This window comes from Methylobacterium sp. P1-11 (assembly GCF_008329595.1).
Taxonomy (GTDB): Bacteria; Pseudomonadota; Alphaproteobacteria; order Rhizobiales; family Beijerinckiaceae; genus Methylobacterium.
The window spans coordinates 179267-204901 of sequence record NZ_NPKS01000007.1; the positions used below are offsets into that span (position 1 = coordinate 179267).

The following is a 25635-nucleotide window of genomic DNA, read 5'->3' on the forward strand; positions in this document are numbered from 1 at the left end:
AATCGAACGTGGCTGATGGAATCATGCTCACCGTGAGCATGGTGTACGGTTCATCGTACCAAGAGCGTGTGTTCTGACCGATGCCCGTCACGTTCCCCCACCTCGACATTCGCTGACGCGCTTTCCCCTCCCCCTAGTGGGGAGGGGTCAGGGGTGGGGGTGATGCAAGATTGAGTGCAAAGGTGCCTTCTGCACCACCCCCACCTCCAACTCCTCCCCACAAGGGGGAGGAGAGAAGCCCTGCTCACACCAGCATGCCCATCGGGTTCTCGATCAGCCCCTTGAAGGCCGAGATCAGCTCCGCGCCGAGCGCTCCGTCCAGCACCCGGTGGTCGCACGATAGGGTGCAGGTCATCACCTGGACCACCGCCGGCGCCCCGTCCTTCACGACGACGCGCTTCTCACCCGCGCCGACCGCCAGGATGCTGGATTGCGGCGGGTTGATCACCGCGGTGAAGTGCTTGATCCCGAACATGCCGAGGTTCGACACCGAGGTGACGCCGCCCTGGTATTCCTCGGGCTTCAGCTTCTTGGCGCGGGCGCGCGCCGCGAAATCCTTCATCTCGTTGGAGATGGTCGAGAGCGTCTTCTCGTCCGCCCGGCGGATCACTGGGGTGAACAAGCCGCCGTCGATCGCCACCGCGACGCCGACCTCGGCGTGCTTGAAGCGCAGGATCCGGTCCTCGGCCCAGACCGCGTTCGCGGCCGGAACGCGGGTGAGCGCGAGGCCCATCGCCTTGATGACGAAGTCGTTCACCGAGAGCTTGAAGGCGGGCTTGCCGTCCTTGTCCTTGCCGGCGGAGCCGTTCAGCGTCTCGCGCAGCTTCATCAGCGCGTCGAGCTCGCAATCCACCGTCAGGTAGAAGTGCGGGGCGACCTGCATCGCCTCGGTGAGGCGCTTGGCGATGGTCTTGCGCATGCCGTCGAGGGGCACCTCCTCGTAGGCGTCCTTGGCGAAGAAGCCCTTGACCTGATCGGTGGTAAGCCCGGCCGGCGCGCCGCCCGCGGGGGCGGCCTTCGGCCCGGGGGCAGCGGCCTTCGGCGCCTCGGCGGCGGGCTGCGCGGCGGCGGGCGCCTTGGTGGCGCCGGAGGCCTTCGCGGCCTGGACGTCGCGGGCGATGATGCGGCCGTGCGGCCCGCTGCCCTGGACGGCGCCGAGATCGACGCCCTCCTGCTTGGCGATCCGCCGGGCGAGCGGCGAGGCGAAGACCCGGCCACCCGATCCAGCCTGCGCGCCGCCTTGCGGTGCACCGCTCGGCTGCGCGCCCTCCGGCGCGGCGTTCACCCGCTCGTACGACATGTGGCCGCCGCCGGGCGTGGTGTTCTGGTCGGCCGCCGAGGCGCCGGCCGCGGGCTTGGATTCGGCCTTGGCCTCGCCGTTGGAGGCCGCCTTCGGCGCGCCGCCGGCCTGCACGCTCGACGGGTCCTCGCCCTCGGCGGCGATGATGGCGATCAGGTCGTTGACCGGCACGTCCGCGGTGCCCTCGGGCACGAGGATCTTGGCGAGCACGCCCTCGTCGATCGCCTCCACCTCCATGGTGGCCTTGTCGGTCTCGATCTCGGCCAGCACGTCGCCGGACTTGATCGGATCGCCCTCCTTCTTCAGCCACTTGGCGAGGTTGCCCTTCTCCATGGTGGGCGACAGCGCGGGCATCAGCACGTTGATCGGCATGGCATCAGGTCTCGGGCTGGGCCGGGGCGGCCGGATCGTCGAAGGGGAAGAGGTCGTCGAGAGGGAACGGCACGGCGTCGAAGGGCGGCAGCGCCACGGTTTCGCCGCGCTGGATCGTGGCGAGGAGCACCCAGCGCCCGTCCGCGAGGGCGAAGCCTTCGAGCACGCCCGCGGCCGGATCGAGCAGCCAGAGGTGGCTGACCCCAGCCTCGCCGTAGATGCTGCGTTTGCGGCCCCGGTCGAGGCGGATGGTGGACGGCGAGAGGATCTCGCAGACCCAGTCCGGCGCGATCTCGAGGTAGGCCGCTTCCAAATCCGTCGGCGCCCGCTCCCGGCGCCAAGCCGCCAGATCAGGCACCACGACATGGGTACCCGAGTGGAGTTCCGGCTCGACCATGAAGATCCAACCGCCAGGGCCGCCGCGCCCATAGCGGAACGGCGTGCCCAGCAAGGTGGACAGGTCGGAGGCGGCCATCGCGTGCCGGGGCCTCGGCCGCGGATGCGTCTCCAGCACGCCGTCGATGATCTCGGCGACGAGATGCTCCGGGACCGCCTCCAGATCCGCGTAGGTCGCCTGCCGGAGAACCGCCTCAGCCATGGTCGGACGCCATCGCTAGTTGAGGCCGCCGGGGTCGAGCCCCTCGGCCTCCCACCCGGCGCGGATGCGCTCGAGCGCCTCCTCCTCCGACAGGTCGGTCTCCAGCGCGTAGGCGCGGGCGGCCTGCCGGGCGAGGTCGACCAGCAGCCGGCCCCAGGTCGCCGGATCGTCGAAGGAGCGGCGCAGCGCCACGCTCACCGCGCCGTCGACCACCGCCGCGCGCAGCACCTCGATGCCGCCCTGCTCCAGAGCGTCGGGCGGGATCGCGAGTTCGGCGAAGTCGCTGCTGGAATCCTGGCTCATGGCGCGCCGGCTGTTCCTCGATCCTGGCCGGGGCGGGCGACGGCGTCGCCCGCGCGCCCGTCACTTGTAGCAGACGCTCTTGGCGGCCTCGACGACCTCGGCGACCGTCGGCAGCGCCAGCTTCTCGAGGTTGGCCGCGTAGGGCATCGGCACGTCCTTGCCGGTGATGCGCAGGACCGGGGCGTCGAGGAAATCGAAGGCGTCGACCATCAGGCGAGCGACGATCTCGGCGCCGATTCCGGATTGTGGGAAGCCCTCCTCCACGGTGATGCAGCGGCCGGTCTTCTTGACCGATTGCACCACCGTCTCGCTGTCCATCGGGCGGATCGTGCGCAGGTCGATCACCTCGGCCTCGATGCCCTGCTCGGCCAGCGCCTGCGCGGCCTTGAGAGCGTAGGTCATGCCGATTGCGAAGGACACGATGGTCACGTCGCTGCCGGTGCGGTGGATCTTCGCCTTGCCGATCGGCAGCACGAAGTCGTCGAGCTTCGGCACCGGGAAGGACTGCCCGTACAGGATCTCGTTCTCGAGGAAGATCACCGGGTTCGGGTCGCGGATCGCCGCCTTGAGCAGGCCCTTGGCATCGGACGCCGTGTAGGGCGCGATCACCTTCAGGCCCGGCACGTTGGAGTACCACGCCGAGTAGTCGTGGCTGTGCTGGGCGGCGACGCGGGCGGCCGCGCCGTTGGGCCCGCGGAACACGATCGGGCAGCCGAGCTGGCCGCCGGACATGTACAGGGTCTTGGCCGCCGAGTTGATGATGTGGTCGATCGCCTGCATGGCGAAGTTGAAGGTCATGAACTCGACGATCGGCTTCAAGCCGGCGAGCGCCGCGCCCACGCCGATGCCCGCGAAGCCGTGCTCGGTGATCGGGGTGTCGACCACGCGCTTGGGCCCGAATTCCTGCAGCAGGTTCTGGGTGACCTTGTAGGCGCCCTGATACTCGGCGACCTCCTCGCCCATGACGAAGACGTCGCCGTCGCGGCGCATCTCCTCCGCCATGGCGTCGCGCAGGGCCTCGCGGACGGTCTGGGTGACCATCGGCGTGTCGGCCGGGAATTCCTCCATCACCGGCTCTTGCGCCTTGTTGGTGATGACGGCCGGCGCCGCCGGCGCCTTCGGGGCGTCGTCGCCGGACTTCGCGGCGGGGGCGGCCTTCTCGGCCATGCCCTCGGCCTGCATGTCGGGCGTCGGTGCCGGATGGCCGCCCGCGCCGTTGGGCTTGGCGCCGCCGCCGGACTGGACGGTCGACGGATCCTCGCCCTCGCCTGCGATGACGGCGATCGGCGTGTTGACCGCGACGCCCTCGGTGCCTTCGGCGATCAGGATCTTGGCGAGCACGCCCTCGTCGATCGCCTCCACCTCCATGGTGGCCTTGTCGGTCTCGATCTCGGCCAGCACGTCGCCGGACTTGATCGGGTCGCCCTCCTTCTTGAGCCACTTGGCGAGCTTGCCCTCCTCCATGGTGGGCGAGAGGGCGGGCATCAGGATGTCGGTCGCCATGCTCAGCTCTGCGGTCGTTTATGCGTTAGGGGGCGGCCAGCGGTATCGTCCGCGCTCAGGCGTGCGCGTCCAGAAGGATGTCGGTCCACAGCTCGGACGGATCCGGCTCGGGATCGTTGGTGGCGAACTCGGCCGAGGCGTTGACCGTCTCGCGGACCTTCGCGTCGGTGGCCTTCAGCTCGGCCTCGGGCACGCCGTGCAGCTCGAGCAAGCGCTTGCGCACCATCTCGATCGGGTCGTGCTCGTCGCGCATCTTCGAGACTTCGTCCTTGGTCCGGTACTTGGCCGGATCGGACATGGAATGGCCGCGATAGCGGTAGGTCTGCATCTCCAGGATGTACGGGCCCTGGCCGGTGCGGGCATGCTCGATCGCCCGGGTTGCGGCCTCGCGCACCGTGCGCACGTCCATGCCGTCGACCTGCTCGCCCGGGATGCCGAAGGAGAGGCCGCGCTTCGAGAAGTCGGTCTGCGCAGAGGCCCGCGCCACCGAGGTGCCCATGGCGTAGCGGTTGTTCTCGATCACGTAGACCACCGGCAGCTTCCAGAGCGCCGCCATGTTGAAGCTCTCGTAGACCTGGCCCTGGTTGGCGGCGCCGTCGCCCATATAGGTCAGGCTGACCTTGCCGTTCTCCCGGTAATGGTCGGCGAAGGCGAGCCCGGTGCCGAGGGAGACCTGGGCGCCGACGATGCCGTGGCCGCCGAAGAACTGCTTCTCGCGGCTGAACATGTGCATCGAGCCACCCTTGCCGCGGGAGTAGCCGCCGCGGCGGCCAGTCAGCTCGGCCATGACGCCCTTCGGGTCCATGCCGCAGGCTAGCATGTGGCCGTGGTCACGGTAGCCGGTGATGACCTGATCGCCCTCGACCGAGGCCATCTGCATGCCGATGACTACAGCTTCCTGGCCGATATAGAGGTGGCAGAAGCCGCCGATCAGGCCCATGCCGTAGAGCTGGCCGGCCTTCTCCTCGAAGCGCCGGATCAGCAGCATCTCGTGATAGGCGTGGAGGTCTTCGTCGCGGGTGAATTGCGGCATGTTCGGCGCCGGCTTGTGCGCCTCGGCGGCCTGTGGGCTCGCGGCCTGCGACTGGGAGGACGAAGCGTCCTTGGCAGGCTCCTTGGCGGCGTCCATCGGCGCTCTCCCCGTGATTCCACGCGACTTCGTGGGGGTGTAGGACAGCGACGAGGGGAAAGCGAGGGCTGCCGCTCTGACAGGAAGCCGCTCTTGTCAGAGCACTTTCGGGACTGACGAAGTGGGTCCGGCAGCGATCAGGGCGTGATGATCACGACGTCGTTGGCCTGGACACGGCCCAGCACCACCCGCGCACGCTCCTCCAGAAGATCGCGGTCGATCTGGTCGCTCTTGAGCAGGGCGACCCGGTGCTCCCAGATAGCGCGCTCGGCCTTCACGGCGGCGAGTTCCTGGGTGAGACCGTAGGCGCGGATCTTCAGCGCCTTCTTGGCTTCGAGGCCGCGGTTGCCGCTTTCCGCCTGCCACACGAAATACCCGACGACGAGCGCCGACAGGGTCCAGAGACCCAGCGGCAACACGACCATTCTGACTCGGCGGCGCACGACCATGGCGCGACCCTCGCGCGGAAAGGTTAACGGATCTTTTCGGCCGCGACGGCCGGCACCAACAGAGGGCGAGCCTGAGGGATGGACCTGACGCATCTGGGGCGCTGGATCGCCGAGCACGCCACGGCGACCGACGACCACGACATCCTGCTCTCCGGCTTCTGCGAGGCGCTGGTCGAGGCCGGGATCCCGGTCTGGCGGGTCAGCGTCATGGCCCCGGCGCTCGACCCGACCCTGCGCGGCGTCAGCCTCAACTGGCACGCCGGCGAAGGGATGTCCTTCGTGGCCAATGCCCACGGTGCCGACGAGGAGAGCGACTGGCTCCTGAGCCCCGTCTACGCGCTGGTCGAGAAGGGCGAGACCTTCGGCCGCTGGCGTCTCGACGCGCCCGAACTGGAAGCGGAGTTTCCGGTCCTGCAGGCCCTCGGGGCGCAGGGCGGGGTCGACTACGTGCTCAATATCGTCGAATTCGCGCCCGGCACCGCGCTTCGTGGCATTGCGGTCTCGTTCTGTAGCCGCGCCGCCGCAGGCTTCACCGAGGCGCAGCTATCGGCCATTGCCGGCGTCCTGCCGTTCCTGACGCTGGCCTTCGCCAAGATCGGCCTGGCCCACACATTCCGCGAAGTGTCGGCCACCTATCTCGGCCGTTCCACCGCCGAGCGGGTGCTCGACGGTCAAATCCGGCGCGGCGAAGGGCGGGCCGTGCCGGCGGCCATCCTGCTGACGGACCTGCGCGGCTTCACGGCGCTGGCCGACCGGGTGGATCCGGCCGACATGGTCGCGTGGCTCAACGAGCATTTCGACGCCCTCGGCGACCCGGTGGCGCGGCACGGCGGCGAGATCCTGAAATTCCTGGGCGACGGCTTCCTGGCGGTCTTCCCGGTCCCCGACGCCGGAACCCTCCCCTGCCCGGTCTGCGGCGCCGCCCTGAACGCCGCGACCGAGGGGCTCGCCGCCAACGCGGCGCTCAATGCCGGGCGCCGTGCGGCGGGATTGCCCGAACTCGCCGCCGAATGCGTCGTTCATTTCGGGACAGTGATCTACGGCAATGTCGGGATCGAGCGGCGGCTCGACTTCACCATCATCGGGCGCGCGGTCAACGAGGCCAGCCGGATCGAGAGCCAGTGCGCGGATCTCGGTCACGAACTCTTGGTGTCGGACTCCTTCGCCGAGCGATGCGCGCGGCGGCTGGAGCCGGTCGGGACGATCGAGCTGCGCGGTCTGTCACGACCGATGCGGGTCTGGACCGTGCCGGCGGAGCCGTCCCATGACGCGTCTGCCGGAGGCGGTGAGAGTCCTTTATCCGGGGTCGGCTGAGGAGCAGCCGGATCCGCCCCGTCCCTCCCCTGCCTCGGGGACGGAGAGTCTGTGGCCGCTGGGGCCTGTCCTGCGGTCGCCCTCAGAACAGCGCGCAGCTCCGCTGCAGCACCAGCCCGACCGCGCCCTGCGCGAACCGGCTCCGATACGCCTCCTGGATGGCGCGCAGGGCCACGACCGCCTCGGGCGTCGGTTCGGTGACGATCAGGACGATGCGGGCGGCCTCGTGGACGATCCGTCCGTCTGGTCCGCGCCACTGGCCCCGGCCCGCGAACATGGTCAGCCCGTCCGGGAAGCGCGGGGTGATCCGCTCGGCCAGGAACCGGTCGAAGGCCTTTTCCGAGACGCGGCCGCCGTCCGGCCGCGACAGACCGAACAGCAGCTGCGCGCTGAGCGTCGGGCGGGCGCCGTCGCAGAACTGGTCCGCGCCGGCGGGGCCGGCCGCTCCGACACCGAGCAGGCCGGCAAGCAGGATCCGCCGGATCAGCGGCGGGCGAGCTGCTTGAGCGCCGCGGGGCCGGCGTAGAGGGCCTGCGGGCCCAGGCCCTCCTCGATGCGGATCAGCTGGTTGTACTTGGCCAGTCTGTCCGAGCGGGCGAGCGAGCCGGTCTTGATCTGCCCGCAATTGGTGGCGACCGCGAGATCCGCGATGGTCGAATCCTCGGTCTCGCCCGAGCGGTGCGACATCACCGCGGTGTAGCCGGCACGCTGGGCCATATCGACCGCCGCCAGGGTCTCGGTGAGCGAGCCGATCTGGTTGACCTTGATCAGGATCGAGTTGGCCGTGCCCTCCGTGATGCCGCGGGACAGGCGCTCGACATTGGTGACGAACAGGTCATCGCCGACGAGCTGGCAGCGATCGCCGATCTTGTCGGTCAGGAGCTTCCATCCGGCCCAGTCGTCCTCCGACATGCCGTCCTCGATCGACACGATCGGGTAGGTGGCGACGAGCTGCGCGAGGTAGTCGACCTGCGCCTCGATGGTGCGGGTCTTGCCCTCGCCCTCATACACGTAGGCGCCGTCTTTGAAGAACTCGGTGGCGGCACAGTCGAGGGCGAGCGCCATGTCCTGGCCGGGCTTGAAGCCTGCGGCGCTGATCGCGTCCATCACGAAATCGAGGGCGGCCTCGGCCGACGGCAGGTTCGGGGCGAAGCCGCCCTCGTCGCCGACATTGGTGTTGTGCCCGGCCTTCTTGAGCTTGCTCTTGAGCGTGTGGAACACCTCGGAGCCCATGCGCACGGCCTCGGCGATCGAGTCCGCGCCCACCGGCATGATCATGAATTCCTGGAAGTCGATCGGGTTGTCGGCGTGCGCGCCGCCGTTGATGATGTTCATCATCGGAACCGGCAGGACCCGGCCCTGCACGCCGCCGACATAGCGGTAGAGCGGCAGGCCCGAGGCTTCCGCCGCGGCCTTGGCCACCGCCAGCGACACGCCCAGGATCGCGTTGGCGCCGAGGCGCGCCTTGTTGGGCGTCCCGTCGAGCTCGATCATCGCCTCGTCGACCGCGACCTGATCCTCGGCCTCCATGCCGCCGATCGCGTCGAGGATCTCGGTCTGGGCCGCCTCGACCGCCTTCAGCACGCCCTTGCCGAGGAAACGGCTCTTGTCGCCGTCGCGCAGCTCCACCGCCTCGTGGGCGCCGGTGGAGGCGCCCGACGGCACCGCGGCGCGGCCGAAGGAGCCGTCCTCCAGGATGACGTCGACCTCGACCGTGGGGTTGCCGCGGCTGTCGAGAATCTCGCGGGCGCTGATATTGGTGATCGCGGTCATGGAACGTCCTCTCGCGGGGCCGCGGGTCGGCGGCCGTACCCAAATCAGGGGTGCGGCGCATCGCGGCGGCTTATCCGTCAAGCCGCGGCCGGCGGCAAGCGCCGGAGCGGGCCGAGCGGCGTCCGATCCTCCGGAGAAAGCGCCGCGGATCAAACGGATGCATGCGGCGGCGACGCGCTTTATATGCGGGCCATGACGGATACGAACGACCTCCAGCTCGGCCAGCCGACGCCCTTCCCCACCTCCCCCGAGGAGGCACGGCTCGACCGGGTCCCGAACCCCCACGCGGATACCGACTACGTCGCCCGGTTCACCGCGCCCGAATTCACCTCGATCTGTCCGGTGACCGGGCAGCCGGATTTCGCGATCCTGGTGATCGACTACGTGCCCGGCGCGTGGCTGGTGGAGTCGAAGTCGCTGAAGCTCTACCTCGGTTCCTTCCGGAACCACGGCGCGTTCCACGAGGATTGCACGGTGGCGATCGGCAAGCGGCTTCGCGACCTGCTGGAGCCGCGCTACCTGCGCATCGGCGGCTTCTGGTATCCCCGCGGCGGCATCCCGATCGACGTGTTCTGGCAGGCGGGCGAACTGCCGAAGAACGCCTGGCTCCCGGATCCCGGCGTGCCGCCCTATCGCGGACGGTGAGCGGGCCCTGTTTCGACGGCGGAGCGCGCACAAAAAAGGCGACCGGCTCGCGCCGGTCGCCCCCGATCCGTTTGGATCTCCGATCTTAGTAGCCGTAGCCGTAGTAGCCGTAGCCCGGGGCGGCGTAGCCGTAGCCGCCATAGACCGGAGCGTAGCCGTAGCCGTAGGACGGGGCGTAGCCGTAGCCGCCACCGTAGTAGCTGTCGCGGGCCGCGCCGGCGGCGATCGCACCGGCGGCGAGGCCGGCAATGCCCAGGCCGATGGCGGCGCCGGTGCCGATGCCGCGACGGCCGCGGTAGTAGCCGTGACCGTAACCGCCGTAGCCACCGTGGTAGCCGTAGGGACGCGCCTCGGCGCCGGTGGTCGCAGCGACGCTGCCGATGGCCATGGCGGCAGCAGTGGCGATGATACCGATCTTGCGCATAGTGTTCCTTCTCGATCCTCGATCGAACATGCCCAATAACGTGGCCGCACCCAGACAGTTCCAGATTTCGCCCCGTCCATGCGTGCGGATCCGCACGCGGTCGGGATTATGAACCGCCGTTCATCGCGCCCGTCTTTATCACGGCCTGCAGTCAAGCTTGCGCATCTGCGTGCGGACGGTATCCCAACTCTTGAGAAGAGCCAGTCCGACCGGCGGAGTGACTATACAGGGCGGGATTTCAGTCCTGGCGTCAGGACGACCGTCCGATCCCGGAGGCGGAAAACCATGTCTCCTCGGATCGGTCATGCTACGGCTCGGCTCGGAGGACCGACGATGGATGCGCTGACCCTGATTCGCGACAGTTTCGCGCCGCTAGCCGGCAAGCGGATCCTCGATATCGGCTGCGGGCCCGGGACGCTCGCGCGGAGGCTGGTCGACGCGGGGGCAGAGGTCACCGGGATCGATCCCGGCGCGGCCGCGCTCGCCAGGGCCCGGGACGCCGTGCCGGAGGCCCGCTTCGAATCCGCAACCGGGGAGGCCCTGCCCTTCCCCGATGCCAGCTTCCAGGGCGCCGTGATGCTGAACGCCCTTCACCATGTACCCGACCCGGCGGCCGCCCTTGCTGAGGCGGCTCGCGTTTTGGTCCCGGGCGGTCGCCTGGTCGTCGTGGAGCCTTTGGCCGAGGGCAGCTTCTTCGATGCCCTGCGGCCGATCGAGGACGAGACCGCGGTCCGGGCCGCCGCCCAGGATGCCATCGCGTCCGCCCTCGCCCGCGGCGCTTACGCGTGCTGCCGCGACGTGACCGTCGCGCGGCATGAGCGCTTCGAGTCCCTCGACGCTTTTCTCGCCCGCGTCAGTGCCGTGGACCCGGCCCGCGAGGCCACCATCCGGGAACGGCGTCCCGTCGTGGAGGAAGCCTTCCTCAAGGCGGCCGCGCGCGAAGCCGACGGGCCGTTTCGCCTCGTCCAGCCCCTGCGGATCCACGTGCTGGAGCCGGCAGCGGCCTGAACCCGTCAGGCGGTCCGGCGCTTGGCGAGGCTGTCGAAGGCGAGGAGTTCCTCGATCAGCGCCGGCATGTCCTTCAGCGCCACCATGTTCGGGCCGTCGGAGGGCGCCCTGTCCGGATCGGGATGGGTCTCGATGAACACCCCCGCCACGCCCACTGCCACGGCGGCGCGGGCGAGGACGGCGACGAATTCCCGCTGGCCGCCGGAACTCGATCCCTGTCCGCCGGGCTGCTGGACCGAGTGGGTGGCATCGAACACCACCGGCGCGCCCTGCGTGACCTGCGCCATGATCGGCAGGCTGCGCATGTCCGAGACGAGTGTGTTGTAGCCGAAGGAAGCGCCGCGCTCGGTGACGATGACGTTGGGATTGCCGGCCCCGGTCACCTTGGCGGCGACATGCTTCATGTCCCACGGGGCCAGGAACTGCCCCTTCTTGATGTTGACCGCCCGGCCGGTCGCGGCGGCGGCCAGCAGCAGGTCGGTCTGGCGGCACAGGAAGGCGGGGATCTGGAGCACGTCCACCGCCTCGGCGGCGCGGGCGCATTGCTCGGCGGCATGCACATCGGTCAGCACCGGCAGCCCGAGCGACTCGCGGATTTCGGCGAAAACCGGGAGCGCCTCATCGAGGCCGATGCCGCGTGCGGCGCCGCCCGACGTGCGGTTCGCCTTGTCGAACGAGGTCTTGAACACGAGGCCCAGGCCGAGGCCCGCGGCCATCTCCTTGAGCGCGGCCGCGATCTCGAGGGCGTGATTGCGCCCTTCGAGCTGACACGGGCCGGCGATCAGCGTCAGCGGCAGGTGGTTGGCGAAGCGCACGCCACCAACTTGGACAACGGGGCCGGGTGTCTCGATCTTCGACATGCTGGCCGGTCTAGCCCGCGCGGCGGATCGGCGAAAGCCCGGGCCGGCGGGCCACCCGGCAGACCGTGAGGTAATCCTGCAGGCTGCCGGTCCGGGGGCCGGTCTCGCACAGCATCACGATCGATCCGGTGCCGCCCCGGCGCGGGGCCTGCGTCAGAAGGCTGGACTGGTGGAGATTGAGCGCGAGGACCTCGGCCGAAACGGCATCGGCGCCGGCCAGCGCCTGCGCTGCGCGGCCCATCAGGATGAAGTAGGCCGGGGTCGGCTCCCGATCGACGGATGCCACGGTGAGCCGGGCGGGGGCGCGGCAATCGAGGCTCATCCGCTCGGCGTCCTGCGCCCGGAACACGGCGATAGGACCCGTCCGACCGGCCAGGGAGGCGCCCGTGGCGCGGATCACCTGCGCGGTCAGGACGTCGCAGGCATCGGCCGCGCATGCCACCCCGGCGGGAAGGCAGGCCAGGATCGCCAGCAGGAGGGTTGATCGCGGGAGCCGAGTCATTGCCGATCATCGAATCCTGTGCAGAGGCGTAGCCGCATGGCGTTGAAGAGATAGCTCCATAGCGGATGGATGCCAATAGAAAATTCATAAATATTTGCTCTATAAAAGCAGATCTCAGATTTTCTAAGATATATTTGGTCAATTTTGCCGCGACCACGATTTTTAACGAACGTATAGTGTCCCATTTTTCAGTTTTAAATCACTCTGTCATCATCGTCTGGATTGATTCGGCGCGTGAGCGGCGGCATTTTTTGCTGAGAAAAGCTTCGTTATCTTGAACGAGTGTTGGGTCAAAGAGATTATAGATCGAAATCATATGTCGAAGAGATACTGATTTTCGAGGTCGTTATTGGATGAGCGAGTGGGCGGCTGCGGCATCTCAGATGTCGACAGCAGGTGGACTGAGCGGGGATACGATCGTGGAAACGCAGTTCCTGAAAGTGTTCAAATCGATCCTGGACGTGAGAGAGTCCCTGGATGCATCCATTCGGGACATCAAGGGTGTCCTCAATCCGGGCCGGGATGGCCATGGCGACCAGGTCGATTTCCTGATCTATGCGGCCCGGAGGGCGGCGCTCTCGAACGCGCAGCTGCTGCAGGATTTGTGGGTCCTGTACGAGCTTGGGCAGAAGCGGAACGGCTACTTCGTGGAGCTGGGAGCCTGTGACGGTTCGACCCTGAGTAATACGCTGCTGCTGGAGGAGGTCTTCGGCTGGCAGGGCGCCGTCGCGGAACCGGCCCGCATCTGGCACGACAAGCTTCGCGCGAAGCGGACGTGCTTCATCACGGATCGCTGCGTCTACACGGAGGACGGGGCGAAGCTCCCGTTCAACGAAACGCCTGAGGCGGAGTTCTCGACCCTCGATGCCTTGTCGTATGCCGACCTTCATGCGGGCCGTCGCCGAAGTGGCGTTCGGTACGACGTCGAGACCGTGACGCTTCGGAGCTTCCTCCGTGCAGCCGACGCGCCAAGGCAGATCGAGTATCTGAGCATCGATACGGAAGGCAGCGAATACGATATTCTAAGGGATTTCGACTTTGCCGAATACGATATCAGGTTGCTGACCGTCGAGCATAACTATACCGATCGACGCAACGACATTTGCGATCTGATGCAGCGGAACCGGTATCGTCGAAAGTTCGAGGCTTTTTCCATGTTCGACGATTGGTATGTGAAGGGCTGATTCGGCCGCTCCGGCGAGCCGGTATTCGGAGATCGGGGATCGAAGGACGGCTCGCACCGCCGGGGCGGCGCATGGACAGGGCGGCCTGAATGCACGATCTGGGCGTGCGGCGCGGCGCCTCGCGCCGCGCACAGATCAGGCTCCGACGCTGCCGATGCTCAGAACCGTCCTCACTTCCCTCCTGCTGATCCTCGCACAGCCCGGCGGTGTTCAGGCCGAGCCGCTGCCGAGCTACGGCCCGGAGCTCGAAGGCTTCGCCTACCCGTTCCCGGTGGAGCGCTTCACCGTCACGTCACAGCGCCAGCCGCTGCAGATGGCTTATCTCGATATCCGTCCGGCGACGCCGAACGGTCGCACCGCCGTGCTGCTGCACGGCAAGAATTTCTGCGCCGCCACCTGGGAGAGCCAGATCCGTGCCCTCAGCGCGGCCGGATATCGCGTGGTCGCGCCGGACCAGATCGGCTTCTGCAAGTCGAGCAAGCCGGCAGCCTACCAGTTCACCTTCCGGCAACTCGCCGAGAACACCCACGCCTTGCTGGCCAAGCTCGGGGTCGAGCGCCCCATCCTGGTCGGCCATTCCACGGGGGGCATGCTGGCCGCCCATTACGCCCTGCTCTATCCCGCAGCGGTGGAACAGCTCGTGCTGGTCAACCCGATCGGCCTGGAGGATTGGGCCGCCAAGGGCGTGCCGCCCACCTCGATCGAGCAATGGTATCAGCGCGAGCTGAAGGTGACGGCGGAATCGATCCGCGCCTACGAGAAGGCGACCTACTACGCCGGCGCCTGGGAGCCGCGCTACGAGCCCTGGGTGGCGATGCTGGCAGGACTCAATAACGGCCCCGGCAAGGAGGCGGTCGCCTGGGATTCGGCGCTCCTCTACGACATGATCCTGACCCAGCCGGTGGTCTACCGCTTCCCGCAGATCGCGGTACCGACCCTGCTGCTGATCGGCCAGAAGGATACCACGGCGATCGGAAAGGATCTGGCGCCGCCGGAGATGCGGGGGCACCTCGGAAACTACCCCGCGCTCGGCAGGGCGGCGGCGAAGGCCATCCCGGGTGCGCGGCTCGTGGAGTTTCCGGATCTCGGCCACGCACCGCAGATGTCCGACCCGGAGGGGTTCAACAAGGCTCTGATCGAAGGCATCGCGGCGCGGTGAGCGTCACGGTCCCGTAAATCGCACCGCCGCCCGTCATTCCGGGCGCCGCAGGCGAGCCCGGAATGACGGGTGGTCGGGTCGGTTGGTCCTAGAAGTACGACTTCAGCACGCCGCGGCGGCGGACGTCGAGGGTCGCGCAATGGAACGAGCCGCCGAAGGGGCCGTAGCTGAGGAACGGCGCCGGGATCGGATCGAAGCCCCAATCCTTGAGCGCCTTGATCAGCGTCGGCTGGCTCTGGTCGACGACGATCTTCTTCTCGGTGATCGCCAGAACGTTGATCGAGGTCCAGGGCGAGCACATCGAGATCTTGCTCATGAAGCCCTCGACCGGGTCGGGGCGCGGCGCGACCAGCACGTCCCACTTCTTGAGCACGGCCGGCAGCTTCTCGACGTCGACGTAATCCGGGTTCACCAGCACCTTGCCGGGGGCGAGGGGCATGAACGACGAGTCGATATGCATCGGCTGCGGGCAGCGGCTCTCGATCTCGTGGATCCGGAAGCCCGGGCCGAGGTGGCGGCGCAGCCACTCGATGCCCATCAGGTTCGTGACGTTCGAGCGGGTGACGAACAGGTCGCGGCCGCAGCGGACGAAGTCGGCGGCGTCGAAGACCGGCTCGAACTCGTTGACCGTGAACTGCATGGGCTCGCCGGCCTTCAGGTTCGGCACCCGATAATCGTAATTGTAGAGGTCGTCGGTAAGCTGCGGGCGCGGGGCCGAAGTCCAGCGGGCGCCGGCGCGGAAATACTCCTTGAACAGCGACCGGTAGGCGTCGCCCTCGAAGTAGCGCGAGCGCCAGCACATCGGGCTCTCGATGATCTCGTCGCCGATGACGAGGTACGGGTCGCGCGGGCAGGCGACGCAGAAGCCCCGGGAGGACCAGCGCGGCGCCTTGAACTTCTTGGAGAAATCCACCGCGTCGGGGCGACGGACCTTCACGCCCTCGCCGGCCAGGATGGTGATGAAGTTGTCGAGCTCGGCCTGGGCGAGCTTCTTCATGAACTTCGGATACTTCCAGCCGCTCGCCAGCCGGTAGAACGGCTGCGCGGCGCGCGGCAGGTTGAAGATCACGGTCAGGTGGTGGGTCGGGATCGTGGCGCCGTCCAGCGAGCCGACGATCACCTCTTCCAGCGGATCCCACTCGTTCCAGGCCATCACCGGCGACTGGGGCGCGGGCACGCCCGGACCGGTCCCGCCCGGGAATCCGCCCGCATGCGTGTCGTCGGTCACGGCCTCAGCGGCCGTGATCGGTGATTCGCGCTCCATGACGTGTGCCCCTTCTGCGACGTGCCGCGGCCTTCTGCGCGGGCTTCCCAGCCCTTCCGCCGCTTTGGCCCTCGGTGTGTCAAACGGGTGATAGACACCGCTAATCCCTGCTGCAACGTGGCAGAAACGTTCCTGGCCCGGCGGACCTATTTCTGCCGCGACCGTGACCGATTTCCCGCATCAAGCCTTTTGCGAGCTTGAAAGACGACAATGAAGCGCCTGACGACTCTGGCCTCGATTGCCGGTCTGTGCACAGTCGTCGGCCTGTTCATGTCCTCCGGACTGGAGGACGTGTCGGCCGCCGTCGTGAGCGCCGGCTGGGGCGCCGCCCTGGTGGTGCTGGCCCGGATCGTGGCCGTCGCGTGGGCGGGGCTCGGCTGGTACGTCGTGTTCCCGGCCGGCGCGACCAAGCTCGCCGACTGCATCACGCTCCGGTTCGTGCGCGAGGGCATCAACACGCTGCTGCCCGTGGCCACCGTCGGCGGCGACTTCGTCGGCGCGCGCCTTCTGTCGAAGCGCAACGTCCCGGGGGCGCTCGCGGGCGCCAGCATGTTCGTCGATCTGATGACCCAGGCGCTGACGCAGCTCCTGTTCACGGTGATCGGTCTCGCCCTGCTGGTCCTGATCTCCGGCGACGGCCCGATCGCCCACACGGTCGAGGGCGGCCTGGCCCTGGCGGTGCCGGCGCTCGGCGCGTTCTACCTGATCCAGCGGCGGGCCGGTCACCGCCTGATCCAGGGGCTGCTCAGCCGCTTCGCCTCCGGGCGCGAATGGCGGGCCTTCGGCGCCATCGATCAGCTCTACGACAGCCTGCGCCGCCTCTACGGCAACCACGGCCGCTTCGTGCTGGCCCTGGTGGTCCACCTGGCCGGATGGGTGATCGGAACGCTCGAGGTCTATGTCTGCCTGCGCTTCATGGGCTACCCCATCGATTTCGCGCAGGCGCTGATGATCGAGAGCCTCGCCCAGGCGGTGCGCGGTGCGGCCTTCGCGGTGCCGGGCGCGCTCGGTGCGCAGGAAGGCGGCCTGATCGCCCTGTGCGGCCTGTTCAACATTCCGGTCGAGGCGGCGCTCGCCCTCTCCCTGGTCAAGCGCTTCGCCGATCTCGGCGTCGGGCTCCCGAGCCTCCTGCTCTGGCACCGGATCGAGGCCCGTCTCCGCGCCGAGGCGCCGGAGGAGGAGCGCGAGCCGGAGCCGGAGGCGGGACGCAAGGCCAAGAAGATGATCGCGCAGCCCGCGACCCTCGGACCGTTCTACAGCTACGCCCCGCCGCGCATGGGGGCGCGACTCGGCGACGGCGAGGAGTTGAAGAAGTGCGCCTGACCCGACGGCTCGCGGCCGCCCTCATTGCCGCTCCCTTGGCCCTGTCTTGGCTCGTCCCGGTTTCCTCTTGGGCCGCGGACGATCCCGCTGTTCAGACCGTGCGCGATCTCTACGCCGCCTTCGCGGCCGCGCTGAAGGACGGGCCCGGCCCGCTGCCGGCACGTGTCGAGGCCGTCGGGCCGGCCCTCGAAAAGGCGTTCGATTTCCCCGCCATGACCCGCATCGCTGTGGGTGCGAAATGGTCTGGCTTCACGCCGGAGCAGCAGGCGGCGGTGATCGACGCCTTCAAGCGCAGCCTGACCGTCACCTACGCCAACCGGCTGGCCCGCGCCGCCGGCGGCAAATTCGACGTGACCCCGAAGGTCGAGGAGCGGGGCGCCCAGCGCGTGGTGCCGACCCGCGTCACCGCCGCGGACGGCGACGATTCCGCCGTGGACTTCGTCGTCAACGGCGACAACCGCATCCAGGACGTCCTGCTCAACGGCGATGTGAGCGAGATCGCCGCGCAGCGGAACGCCCTGTCGGCGCCTCTGAAGGCCGGTGGCGCCGACGGCGTCGTGAAGTTCCTCCGCCAGCGGGCCGACGGCATGCTCGCGGCGAAGCCGACACCGTGAGCGGCGCCGCCAGCGCCGACCTGAACCGGCCGCTCGCGGCCATCGCCGCCTGAGGCGGCCGGACGACCGCACGGACCCGACCGGATGGATGTCTCCTCGCTGGCGTTGCTCAGCCTCTCGTGGTTCTCGCTGCTCTGCCTGATCCTGGCGGCGGCGGGCTGCGTCTACGGTCTGGCCGCCGCCTATTGCGCCGGCCGCTATGCGGCCCGCCGCCCGCCGGTGCTCGCCGCCAGCGCGGCCCGGCCCTCCGTGACCGTGCTCAAGCCACTCTGCGGCCTCGAACCGAATCTCTACGAAAATCTCGAGACCGTGCTGCGCCAGGATTATGCCGGGCCGGTCCAGGTTCTGTTCGGTGTCCAGAGGACCACGGATCCGGCGATCGGCGTGGTGGAGCGCCTGCAGCAGGCCTATCCCGAGGCGCGCATCGACCTCGTGATCGACGGCCGCCAGCACGGCTCGAACCGCAAGGTCTCGAACCTGATCAACATGGCCGAGGCCATCGCGTACGACGTGGTGGTGCTGGCCGACAGCGACATGGTGGTGGGCCCCGACTACCTGGAGCGCCTCGTCGCGGAGCTCTCGCAGGACGGCATCACCGGCGTCACCTGCCTGTATCACGGCGTCCCGGCCTTCCGGGGCCTCTACGACCAGCTGTCGACGCTGGCGATCGACACCCAGTTCCTGCCCAACGTCGTGATGGGCCTGAGCCTCGGTCTGGCAAAGCCCTGCTTCGGTTCCACCGTGGCCCTCACCCGGGCGAGCCTCGAGGCGGTGGGGGGCTTCCGCACCTTCCGCAACGACCTGGCGGACGATTACGCCATCGGCGCCGCCCTGCGCGGCCTCGGCGGCCGCGTGGCGATTCCGAGCTTCACCATCGGCCATACCAGCGTCGATACCGATCTCTCCGGCCTGTGGCGGCACGAGCTGCGCTGGAACCGCACGATCCGCGCCGTCGATCCGGCAGGGTATGCGGGCTCGATCGTCACCCACGCCTTCCCCCTCGCCCTGCTCGGCGCCCTGCTGCCGGGCGCCGGCACCGGCGCGCTCTGGGTCGCTGCCGCCGCGCTGGCGAGCCGCGTCCTGCTCTGCCGGCAGCTGGAGCGGGCCTTCGGCCTCGCCCCGCACCCCTACGGACTGTTGCCGATCCGCGACATCCTCTCCTTCCTGAACTTCTCCTGGGCCTTCGTGTCGGGGGCGGTGACATGGAAAGGTCACGATTATCACGTGGTTGCGGATGGCACCCTGATCCCGGACGCCGAACTCGGCCGCGATGCCGGCGCGCCGCTCCGCTGAACCCGGCTTCCTCGTCCCTCCGCCCTCCCCCGGCATTGCCCTGAGGCCTTGAACCCCATGCGCACGCTCTTCCTCCAGGCCCCCACCTTCGACGGTTTCGACGGCGGTGCCGGCTCCCGTTACCAGGCCAAACGCGAGATCAAGTCGTTCTGGTACCCGACGTGGCTGGCCCAGCCGGCCGCCCTGGTGCCGAACTCGAAGCTGATCGACGCGCCGCCGCACAACATCAAGCTCCCCGAGATCGTGGCGCAGGCCAACGACTTCGACCTCGTCGTGCTCCACACCTCGGTGCCGTCGTTCAAGTCCGACGTGAAGACGATCGAGGCGCTCAAGGCCGCCAATCCGAAGCTGATCGCCGGCCTGATCGGCGCCAAGGTCGCGGTCGACGCAGCAGGCGCGATGGCCCAGGCCCCGGTGGTCGATTTCTGCGCCCGCAACGAGTTCGACTTCACCGTCAAGGAAGTCGCCGACGGCGTGCCGATGGCGCAGATCAAGGGTCTGTCCTATCGCGACGCCAACGGTGTCGTGGTCCACAACGAGGACCGCGAGATCATGACCGACATGGACCAGCTGCCCTTCGTCACCAGCGTCTACAAGCGCGACCTGGAGATGGAGAAGTACTTCATCGGGTACCTGAAGCACCCTTACATCTCGTTCTACTCGGGCCGGGGCTGCAAGAGCCGCTGCACCTTCTGCCTCTGGCCGCAGACGGTCGGCGGCCACACCTACCGCACCCGCTCGGTCGCCCACGTGATCGAGGAGATCAAGTACTGCCTGAAGGAGTTCCCGCAGACCAAGGAGTTCTTCTTCGACGACGACACCTTCACCGACAATCTGCCGCGCGCGGAGGAGATCGCCCGCGAGCTGGGCAAGCTCGGCGTTACGTGGTCGTGCAACGCCAAGGCGAACGTGCCGCGCGAGACCCTGAAGGTGCTCAAGGAGAACGGCCTGCGCCTGCTATTGGTCGGCTACGAATCCGGCAACCAGACCATCCTGCACAACATCAAGAAGGGCATGCGGGTCGAGGTCGCCGAGAAGTTCACCAAGGATTGCCACGAGCTGGGCATCGCCATCCACGGCACCTTCATCCTCGGCCTGCCGGGCGAGACCAAGGAGACGATCCAGGAGACGATCGCCTTCGCCAAGCGGATCAACCCGCACACGATCCAGGTCTCGCTGGCGGCGCCCTACCCGGGCACCTTCCTGTACAAGCAGGCAGTGGAGAACGGCTGGCTCGACATCGAGAACGCCGAGCTCGTCGACGAGAACGGCGTGCAGGTCGCGCCGCTGCACTACCCGCACCTCTCGCACACCGAGATCTTCACCTCGGTCGAGGAATTCTACAAGAAGTTCTACTTCCGGGCGCCGAAGATCGCCTCGATCGTCAGCGAGATGGTGCGCTCGCCCGACATGATGAAGCGCCGCCTGCGCGAGGGCGTCGAGTTCTACCGCTTTCTCAAGGAGCGCCAGGGCACCGCGAAGGCGGCGTAAGTCAGGGGTCTGGGGCCCACGGCCCCGGCGGGGAGCGCGGGGCAGAGCCCCGCCCCTTCTCCCAGGGCTCCGCCCTGGACCCGTCGACACCCGTTACGAGGTTTGCGTGAAGCGTCTGGTCGTCACCGCGGATGATTTCGGGCTGAGCCCCGAGGTCAACGAGGCCGTCGAGCAGGCGCATCGCGACGGGATCCTCACCGCCGCGAGCCTGATGGTCTCAGCGCCGGCTGCCGCCGACGCGGTGGCGCGGGCGAAGCGGACGCCGTCCCTGCGGGTCGGGCTGCACCTCGTCCTCGTGGAGGCGTGGCCGACGCTCCCTTCGGCGCAGCTCCCCGACCTGACCGATGCGGCCGGCCTGATGCGGGCCGATATGGGCCGGCTGGGTCTCGATTTCGCCCGCAAGCCCGCCGCACGCCGACAACTCGCCGCCGAGATCCGGGCGCAGTTCGAGGCTTACCGGGCGACCGGCCTGCCGCTGGACCATGTCAATGCTCACAAGCACTTCCACGTCCACCCGCTGATCGCGGGCGCGGTTCTGCACATCGGCCGCGACTTCGGGATGCGCGCCCTGCGGGTGCCGCGGGAGCCGCGGGAGATCCTGCGGCGCGCCGAACCCGGCGCCCGCCCGCGGCCAGCCCTCGACATCGCCCCTTGGGCGGCCTTGCTCGCCGTGCGCGCCCGGCAGGCCGGGCTGCTAATCCCGGACCGCACCCTCGGCCTCGCATGGTCCGGCGCCATGACGCCGACCCGCGTCGCGGCGCTGCTGGCCGAGCTTCCGGACGGCCTGACCGAACTCTACACCCATCCGGCCACCTCTGGCGGCTTCCCCGGCGAGGCGCCGGGCTACCGCTACGCCGACGAGCGTGACGCGCTGATCGCCCCCAAGACTCTGGCGACGGCCGAGGCCTCGGGCGCGATCCGCGGCGGCTTCTCCGACTTCCGCGATTGACCGAAGTCGATATCTGACTTTAGTCAGATATCATGACGTCCGCCGACATCGCCCGCATCCGCCGTTTCGCCCGCGCCGTCACCGCGGAGGTTGGGGCGCTCGACTCCTCGTTCCTCGGCCGGGGCCGTCCCTTGGGCGCCGCCCGCGTCCTGAACGCCATCGGTGCCGGACGCGCGGAGGTCGGCGAGATCCGCACCTATCTCGGCCTCGATTCCGGGCTGATGAGCCGTCTGCTGCGGAATCTGGAGGATGAGGGTCTGGTCGCGACGGCGCCGCATCCCGCGGACGCCCGGCGCCGGATCGCGTCCCTGACCGAGGCGGGCGAGCGGGAATACGAGGCCTACGAGGCGCTGTCGGATGCCCGCGCCGTCGCGCTGCTGGAGCGCGCGCCGCAACCCGACGCCCTTCTGCGCGCCATGGATCGGGTCGCCCTCGCCCTTGGCCGCGACGCCATCACGATCGTCGAGGCCGATCCGGCCGGTTCGGCGGCCCGCGCCTGCCTCGCGGCCTATTACACCGAGTTGGCCACCCGATTCGCCGGCGGGTTCGATGTCGCGCTGTCGTGCGATCCGGAAGCCGGCGATCTGGTGCGGCCGCGCGGCGCTTTCCTGCTCGCCGTTGCCGACGGGCCGCCGGTCGGATGCGTCGGGCTCAAGGGCCGCGGCGGTCCGGCGGCGGAGATCAAGCGCCTCTGGATCGATCCCGCAGCCCGTGGCCTGGGCCTCGCCAAGCGCCTGATGCACGAGGCCCAGCGCGTCGCCCGCGACCTCGGCGTCCGGACGCTGCGGCTCGACACAAACAGCGCCCTCCCGGAGGCCTTGAAGCTCTACCGAACCTTGGGCTGGGTGGAGATCGACCGCTTCAACGACGATCCCTACCCGGACCATTTCTTCGAGAAGGCTCTCTGACGGCCCCGAGGCGCCGGCCTCTACTTGGCCGGCACCGGATCCTTCCGCGCGACGCTCTTCCGCAATGCGGCGGCAGCGGCCTTCTCGGGCTCCGGTCGGTCCTCGTCGGGCTGGTCCGGCGGCTCGCCGAGGGTTGCCGGCACGACGAAGAACGCCGCCACCAGGGTGAAGAACAGCGACAGCGCCAGCAGCTTGCCCATGCTCGCCGTGCCCGGATGGCTCGACAGGACCAGCGATCCGAAGGCGCTGCCGGTGGTGAGCGCCGAGAAGAAGATCGCCCGGGTCAGGCTCGACGCGAGCATGTCGGTCACGCCTGCCCGCCAGGCGATCACGTAGTAGATGTGGAACGCCACGCCGACCGCGAGCATGAGCGGCAGGGCGATGATGTTGGCGAAGTTCAGCGGCATGCCGACGATGCGCATCGCCATCAACGTCCAGAGGGTCGCGATCACCAGCGGGCCGAGCGTCATCGCCACGTCCCACGGCTTGCGCAGGGCAACCGACAGGATGACGAAGATCAGCACGAAGGCTGTCACCGCCGCCTGCACGAAGGCGCCGAGGATCGTGTAGCTTGACTGCGTCGTGGCCACGGGCGCGCCGGTGGCGTGCGGGGCGACCTTCAGGACCTCGTCCGAGAAGCGGCGCAGCACCGTGTCGTCGTTCGAGTCGCCCTTGGGATGGACCTCGATGCGCGCCCGGCCGTCCGCCGCCACCCAGTCGGCCTTGAGCTGCGGCGGCAGGTTCTCCAGCGTGATCTTCTCGGGATGCAGCAGGTCGCGCAGCCGCGCCAGCAGCGGCACGAGATCCTTGGTCAGCGCCACCGAGGCGGCCTCGCGCAGCGGCACCGGGCCGGCCGCGAGCTTGTCGAGGGTGCCGGCGAGCTGCTTGGCCTCCTGAGCGCCCTTCGCGTCGCCCTTGGTGTCGGCGGCGACGCCGTTGAGCGCCGTCGCGGCATCCTTGAGCGCCTTGACGTTCTCGGCATCCGTCGGCGGGGGCGGCCGGCGGCCGGGATTGAGCACCGGGTCGAGGAGCTGGGCCGTATCGGCGATTTGGGCCAGCTTCTTGTCCTGGTCGCGCGGCACGAAGGTGTCGATGCTGTTGACCGAGGCGGTGACTGGAAGGGCCAGAAGTGTCTTCGACAAGGCCGGGACCGCGTCGACGCTCGGTGCCAGCACGTCGATGAAGTTCGGGCTGGTCTCGGGATTCTTGATCAGGTCCAGGTAGGTCGCGATGGACTGCGTCTTGGCGCTGCGCAGATGCATCGGGTTCGAGTCGAACGGCAGGTGCCAGAGCAGCGGCGCACCGGCCAGGGTCACGAGTCCGACGCCGATCAGGATCGGCTTGCGGTGCCGGATGATCCACGGGTCGACCCCGACGAGCCACTCGGTCTGGACCGCCGCCTTCTCGCCCGCTGGCTTGAAAACCGCGATCAGCGCCGGCAGCAGGATCAGGGAGAACAGGAAGGCCACGACCATGCCGACGCCGGCGATCAGGCCCAGCTCCGACACGCCCCGGAACGCCGTGGGCAGGAAGGCGAAGAAGCCGGCAACCAGCGACACGGCGGCGAGCGTCAGCGACCAGCCGACCCCCCGGGCCGCGGCGCGGATCGCGCTCTCGAGGGTCGGCTGCTCGTACCGGTCTGCCCGGTAGCGGACCGAGAACTGGATGCCGAAATCGATGCCGAGCCCGACGAACAGGGCCGCGAACGCCACCGAGATCGGGTTCAGCTCCTTGACCATGACGAGGCCCAGCGCGGCCGTCACCACGAGGCCGGCGAAGGTGGTGATGATCACCGCGCCGACGAGCTTGCCCGAGCGCAGGGCCAGCCACAGGAACAGCACGATCGCGCCCACGATGATGCTGTTGTTGAGGCCGGCATCCTCCGACAGCGTCGCGAACTCTTCGTCCGCCACCGCCACCGTGCCGGTCAGGCGCATCCGCAGGCCGTTCTGCGCGTCGATCCCAAGATCCTTGGCGACGTTGCGGATCAGCTTGGTCGCCTGGTAGCCGGGCTCCAGGGCGTTGAAGTCGAGGACCGGCTGGATCACCACGAACTTCATCTTGTCGGTGACGCTGGTCTCACCCCCCGACAGCAGATCCTGCCACGACATCCGCGCCGGCTGGCCCGCCAGCACCTTCTGCAGGGTGGCGTCGATCTGCCCCATGGGCTTCTCGAGATCCTCGAGCTTGGCGTCGCCGGTCTTCACGCCGCGCGCGCCCAGCGTCAGCACCCGCATCACGCCCCGCAGGGACGGATCGGCGGCGAGCGGCCCGAGCAGCCCCTGTTGCTGGGTCAGCGCTTCGAGAGTCTTGTCGAGGTCCGCCTGAGACATCAGCAGCAGGCCGTTCTTGTTGAAGAACGGGCCGCCATCCGGCCGGTAGACGGTCTCGATCAGGTTCTTGTGCGCCGTGAGCGCCTTGGCGAGGTTGGCAGCCGCCTCCTCGGTCACTTCGGGCGTCTCGCCGTTGATCACCGCAACGATCGTGTTGCTGCGCTGCGGGAACGCCTTCTCGTAGTTGATCTCGTCCTGCCGCCACGGCTCCTTCGGGTCGATCAGCCGCTCGACATCGGTATTGATTCGGAACAGGTGCGCCGCGACCCCGAGGCTCGCGACCGTGACGAACGCCGTCAGGGCGATCACGATCCACCGATACCGCACCGAGAACGCGACGAGACTTTCGATCACGAGCACCCTGCCTGTTCGCATCCGACGCGCCCCGTGCGCGACCGGCTCCTGCCCCCTGTCCGGTCCAGACCCGAGCCACCGGCACAAGCCGGCCCCGGGCTCCGCCGGTTGATCGCTCCGCGATCTGGTCGGCTGCGCATCGGGTTCCAGGAACGCCGTACCGACCGCGCCGTCCGCGGCCGGGACCCGACGCCAACCGATGACGCGGTCCGCGGCCGGGTCACGCGCCGCGGGCCAGGACTTGCATCCCGGCCACGAGGCTCAGTAAAGAGGGCGATGCCAGATTGCAACGCGGCCGCCATGGCGCGCATCCCGCGCTTGTCCGTGTGCGCTAGCGCACAGCGATCCTGGCGCGGCCGCCAGAATCCTGGGATTCCGGTCGTATTGCCGACGCAATGCACGTGCTGTCCTCAACGATCAGGCGCCTTCGCCCGTGGACACCACCGAGGCAGTCCATGTGGCGCCGATGCGTCAGGAGCAGAATAAGATGTCATGACCTCGCCGAAACGGGGTCGTTTCAGATTAGTTCCAAGCTAGATCGCTGGAATTCGAGATTTTTTCGCGTTAAGCACCCCGACGCCCC

Annotated in this window: 24 protein-coding genes; 11 read left to right on the top strand and 13 right to left on the bottom strand. The window is 68.6% G+C overall.

Translation table 11 applies throughout. The features are described from left to right. Nucleotides 1–244: 244 nt before the first annotated feature. The 6 genes from CIW48_RS09790 to CIW48_RS09815 form a co-directional block, all read right to left on the bottom strand. Nucleotides 245–1672 carry a pyruvate dehydrogenase complex dihydrolipoamide acetyltransferase gene (locus CIW48_RS09790; RefSeq protein ID WP_149310623.1) on the bottom strand — a complete coding sequence of 476 codons (1428 nt, stop codon included), beginning with the start codon at nt 1670–1672 and terminating at the stop codon, nt 245–247. 4 nt (nt 1673–1676) lie between these two features. Beyond that, nucleotides 1677–2270, bottom strand: coding sequence for a Uma2 family endonuclease (locus CIW48_RS09795; RefSeq protein ID WP_149310624.1), 594 nt, complete (start codon nt 2268–2270; stop codon nt 1677–1679). 15 nt (nt 2271–2285) lie between these two features. After that, complete coding sequence (locus CIW48_RS09800; protein WP_149310625.1) at nt 2286–2573, bottom strand: DUF5076 domain-containing protein; 288 nt, start codon at nt 2571–2573, stop codon at nt 2286–2288. 60 nt (nt 2574–2633) lie between these two features. After that, nucleotides 2634–4076, bottom strand: a complete 1443-nt coding sequence (locus CIW48_RS09805) for a pyruvate dehydrogenase complex E1 component subunit beta (RefSeq protein ID WP_149310626.1) — start codon at nt 4074–4076, stop codon at nt 2634–2636. A gap of 55 nt (nt 4077–4131) precedes the next feature. Then, nucleotides 4132–5109, bottom strand: coding sequence for a pyruvate dehydrogenase (acetyl-transferring) E1 component subunit alpha (pdhA, locus tag CIW48_RS09810; protein WP_244514122.1), 978 nt, complete (start codon nt 5107–5109; stop codon nt 4132–4134). A 233-nt stretch (nt 5110–5342) separates the two neighbouring features. Further along, a complete protein-coding gene (locus tag CIW48_RS09815) occupies nt 5343–5654 on the bottom strand; it encodes a septum formation initiator family protein (RefSeq protein WP_091786282.1) in 312 nt (103 codons plus the stop codon). Between the two features lie 78 nt (nt 5655–5732). Between CIW48_RS09815 and CIW48_RS09820 the strand changes: the two genes are divergently transcribed. Beyond that, on the top strand, nt 5733–6968 hold the full coding sequence (locus CIW48_RS09820; RefSeq protein ID WP_149310627.1) for an adenylate/guanylate cyclase domain-containing protein: 1236 nt from the start codon (nt 5733–5735) through the stop codon (nt 6966–6968). An 82-nt stretch (nt 6969–7050) separates the two neighbouring features. Here CIW48_RS09820 and CIW48_RS33875 read toward each other — a convergent pair whose 3' ends face one another. Further along, nucleotides 7051–7455, bottom strand: coding sequence for a DUF3574 domain-containing protein (locus CIW48_RS33875; protein ID WP_246695183.1), 405 nt, complete (start codon nt 7453–7455; stop codon nt 7051–7053). After that, a complete protein-coding gene (eno, locus tag CIW48_RS09830) occupies nt 7452–8741 on the bottom strand; it encodes a phosphopyruvate hydratase (RefSeq protein WP_149310629.1) in 1290 nt (429 codons plus the stop codon). Before eno ends, CIW48_RS33875 begins: the two co-directional genes overlap by 4 nt. Before the next feature lie 192 nt (nt 8742–8933). Here eno and queF point away from each other — a divergent pair, with 192 nt between their 5' ends. Continuing rightward, on the top strand, nt 8934–9386 hold the full coding sequence (gene queF, locus CIW48_RS09835; RefSeq protein ID WP_091786382.1) for a preQ(1) synthase: 453 nt from the start codon (nt 8934–8936) through the stop codon (nt 9384–9386). Nucleotides 9387–9471: 85 nt separating this feature from the next. Here queF and CIW48_RS09840 read toward each other — a convergent pair whose 3' ends face one another. Continuing rightward, nucleotides 9472–9810, bottom strand: coding sequence for a hypothetical protein (locus CIW48_RS09840; RefSeq protein WP_091786272.1), 339 nt, complete (start codon nt 9808–9810; stop codon nt 9472–9474). A gap of 333 nt (nt 9811–10143) precedes the next feature. Here CIW48_RS09840 and CIW48_RS09845 point away from each other — a divergent pair, with 333 nt between their 5' ends. Further along, nucleotides 10144–10818: a methyltransferase domain-containing protein gene (locus tag CIW48_RS09845; protein ID WP_149310630.1), complete on the top strand. Its 675-nt coding sequence runs from the start codon at nt 10144–10146 to the stop codon at nt 10816–10818. A 5-nt stretch (nt 10819–10823) separates the two neighbouring features. Here CIW48_RS09845 and kdsA read toward each other — a convergent pair whose 3' ends face one another. Both kdsA and CIW48_RS09855 read right to left on the bottom strand, forming a co-directional pair. Next, the gene (gene kdsA / locus CIW48_RS09850) at nt 10824–11678 is read right to left on the bottom strand and encodes a 3-deoxy-8-phosphooctulonate synthase (protein WP_149310631.1); all 855 of its coding nucleotides are present in this window, start codon (nt 11676–11678) and stop codon (nt 10824–10826) included. 10 nt (nt 11679–11688) lie between these two features. Next, on the bottom strand, nt 11689–12180 hold the full coding sequence (locus CIW48_RS09855; protein ID WP_246695181.1) for a hypothetical protein: 492 nt from the start codon (nt 12178–12180) through the stop codon (nt 11689–11691). A gap of 419 nt (nt 12181–12599) precedes the next feature. On the opposite strand from CIW48_RS09855, the gene CIW48_RS09860 reads away from it, so the two are divergent. Next, complete coding sequence (locus CIW48_RS09860; protein ID WP_149310632.1) at nt 12600–13364, top strand: FkbM family methyltransferase; 765 nt, start codon at nt 12600–12602, stop codon at nt 13362–13364. A gap of 154 nt (nt 13365–13518) precedes the next feature. Continuing rightward, the gene (locus CIW48_RS09865; RefSeq protein WP_149310633.1) at nt 13519–14523 is read left to right on the top strand and encodes an alpha/beta hydrolase; all 1005 of its coding nucleotides are present in this window, start codon (nt 13519–13521) and stop codon (nt 14521–14523) included. 88 nt (nt 14524–14611) lie between these two features. Here the strand turns inward: CIW48_RS09865 and CIW48_RS09870 are convergent, their stop codons facing one another. After that, the gene (locus CIW48_RS09870) at nt 14612–15787 is read right to left on the bottom strand and encodes an amidinotransferase (protein WP_149310634.1); all 1176 of its coding nucleotides are present in this window, start codon (nt 15785–15787) and stop codon (nt 14612–14614) included. Between the two features lie 210 nt (nt 15788–15997). On the opposite strand from CIW48_RS09870, the gene CIW48_RS09875 reads away from it, so the two are divergent. The 6 genes from CIW48_RS09875 to CIW48_RS09900 all read left to right on the top strand — a co-directional run bounded on the left by CIW48_RS09875 (nt 15998) and on the right by CIW48_RS09900 (nt 22365). Continuing rightward, nucleotides 15998–17110, top strand: coding sequence for a flippase-like domain-containing protein (locus CIW48_RS09875; protein WP_149310635.1), 1113 nt, complete (start codon nt 15998–16000; stop codon nt 17108–17110). Then, entirely contained in the window at nt 17101–17724 is a 624-nt protein-coding gene (locus tag CIW48_RS09880; RefSeq protein ID WP_149310636.1) for an ABC transporter substrate-binding protein, read from the top strand. Before CIW48_RS09875 ends, CIW48_RS09880 begins: the two co-directional genes overlap by 10 nt. An 84-nt stretch (nt 17725–17808) precedes the next feature. Next, complete coding sequence (hpnI, locus tag CIW48_RS09885; RefSeq protein ID WP_149310637.1) at nt 17809–19017, top strand: bacteriohopanetetrol glucosamine biosynthesis glycosyltransferase HpnI; 1209 nt, start codon at nt 17809–17811, stop codon at nt 19015–19017. Nucleotides 19018–19074: 57 nt separating this feature from the next. Then, on the top strand, nt 19075–20508 hold the full coding sequence (hpnJ, locus tag CIW48_RS09890; protein ID WP_149310638.1) for a hopanoid biosynthesis associated radical SAM protein HpnJ: 1434 nt from the start codon (nt 19075–19077) through the stop codon (nt 20506–20508). A gap of 106 nt (nt 20509–20614) precedes the next feature. Beyond that, a complete protein-coding gene (hpnK, locus tag CIW48_RS09895) occupies nt 20615–21457 on the top strand; it encodes a hopanoid biosynthesis-associated protein HpnK (RefSeq protein ID WP_149310639.1) in 843 nt (280 codons plus the stop codon). A gap of 32 nt (nt 21458–21489) precedes the next feature. Beyond that, entirely contained in the window at nt 21490–22365 is an 876-nt protein-coding gene (locus CIW48_RS09900) for a helix-turn-helix domain-containing GNAT family N-acetyltransferase (protein WP_149310640.1), read from the top strand. Between the two features lie 20 nt (nt 22366–22385). On the opposite strand, the gene CIW48_RS09905 is transcribed toward CIW48_RS09900, so the two are convergent. After that, on the bottom strand, nt 22386–25052 hold the full coding sequence (locus tag CIW48_RS09905; protein ID WP_149310663.1) for an MMPL family transporter: 2667 nt from the start codon (nt 25050–25052) through the stop codon (nt 22386–22388). Nucleotides 25053–25635 lie beyond the last annotated feature (583 nt).

Coding starts and splice junctions, on each gene's coding strand:
- CIW48_RS09855 (WP_246695181.1), bottom strand. CDS start 12,180: ATGACTCGGCTCCCGCGATCAACCCTCCTGCTGGCGATCCTGGCCTGC.
- CIW48_RS09840 (WP_091786272.1), bottom strand. CDS start 9,810: ATGCGCAAGATCGGTATCATCGCCACTGCTGCCGCCATGGCCATCGGC.
- CIW48_RS09875 (WP_149310635.1), top strand. CDS start 15,998: ATGAAGCGCCTGACGACTCTGGCCTCGATTGCCGGTCTGTGCACAGTC.
- CIW48_RS09900 (WP_149310640.1), top strand. CDS start 21,490: ATGACGTCCGCCGACATCGCCCGCATCCGCCGTTTCGCCCGCGCCGTC.
- hpnI (WP_149310637.1), top strand. CDS start 17,809: ATGGATGTCTCCTCGCTGGCGTTGCTCAGCCTCTCGTGGTTCTCGCTG.
- CIW48_RS09800 (WP_149310625.1), bottom strand. CDS start 2,573: ATGAGCCAGGATTCCAGCAGCGACTTCGCCGAACTCGCGATCCCGCCC.
- kdsA (WP_149310631.1), bottom strand. CDS start 11,678: ATGTCGAAGATCGAGACACCCGGCCCCGTTGTCCAAGTTGGTGGCGTG.
- CIW48_RS09865 (WP_149310633.1), top strand. CDS start 13,519: ATGCTCAGAACCGTCCTCACTTCCCTCCTGCTGATCCTCGCACAGCCC.
- CIW48_RS09870 (WP_149310634.1), bottom strand. CDS start 15,787: ATGGAGCGCGAATCACCGATCACGGCCGCTGAGGCCGTGACCGACGAC.
- hpnJ (WP_149310638.1), top strand. CDS start 19,075: ATGCGCACGCTCTTCCTCCAGGCCCCCACCTTCGACGGTTTCGACGGC.
- CIW48_RS09790 (WP_149310623.1), bottom strand. CDS start 1,672: ATGCCGATCAACGTGCTGATGCCCGCGCTGTCGCCCACCATGGAGAAG.
- CIW48_RS09845 (WP_149310630.1), top strand. CDS start 10,144: ATGGATGCGCTGACCCTGATTCGCGACAGTTTCGCGCCGCTAGCCGGC.
- queF (WP_091786382.1), top strand. CDS start 8,934: ATGACGGATACGAACGACCTCCAGCTCGGCCAGCCGACGCCCTTCCCC.
- CIW48_RS09820 (WP_149310627.1), top strand. CDS start 5,733: ATGGACCTGACGCATCTGGGGCGCTGGATCGCCGAGCACGCCACGGCG.
- pdhA (WP_244514122.1), bottom strand. CDS start 5,109: ATGCCGCAATTCACCCGCGACGAAGACCTCCACGCCTATCACGAGATG.
- CIW48_RS09805 (WP_149310626.1), bottom strand. CDS start 4,076: ATGGCGACCGACATCCTGATGCCCGCCCTCTCGCCCACCATGGAGGAG.
- CIW48_RS09795 (WP_149310624.1), bottom strand. CDS start 2,270: ATGGCTGAGGCGGTTCTCCGGCAGGCGACCTACGCGGATCTGGAGGCG.
- eno (WP_149310629.1), bottom strand. CDS start 8,741: ATGACCGCGATCACCAATATCAGCGCCCGCGAGATTCTCGACAGCCGC.
- CIW48_RS09815 (WP_091786282.1), bottom strand. CDS start 5,654: ATGGTCGTGCGCCGCCGAGTCAGAATGGTCGTGTTGCCGCTGGGTCTC.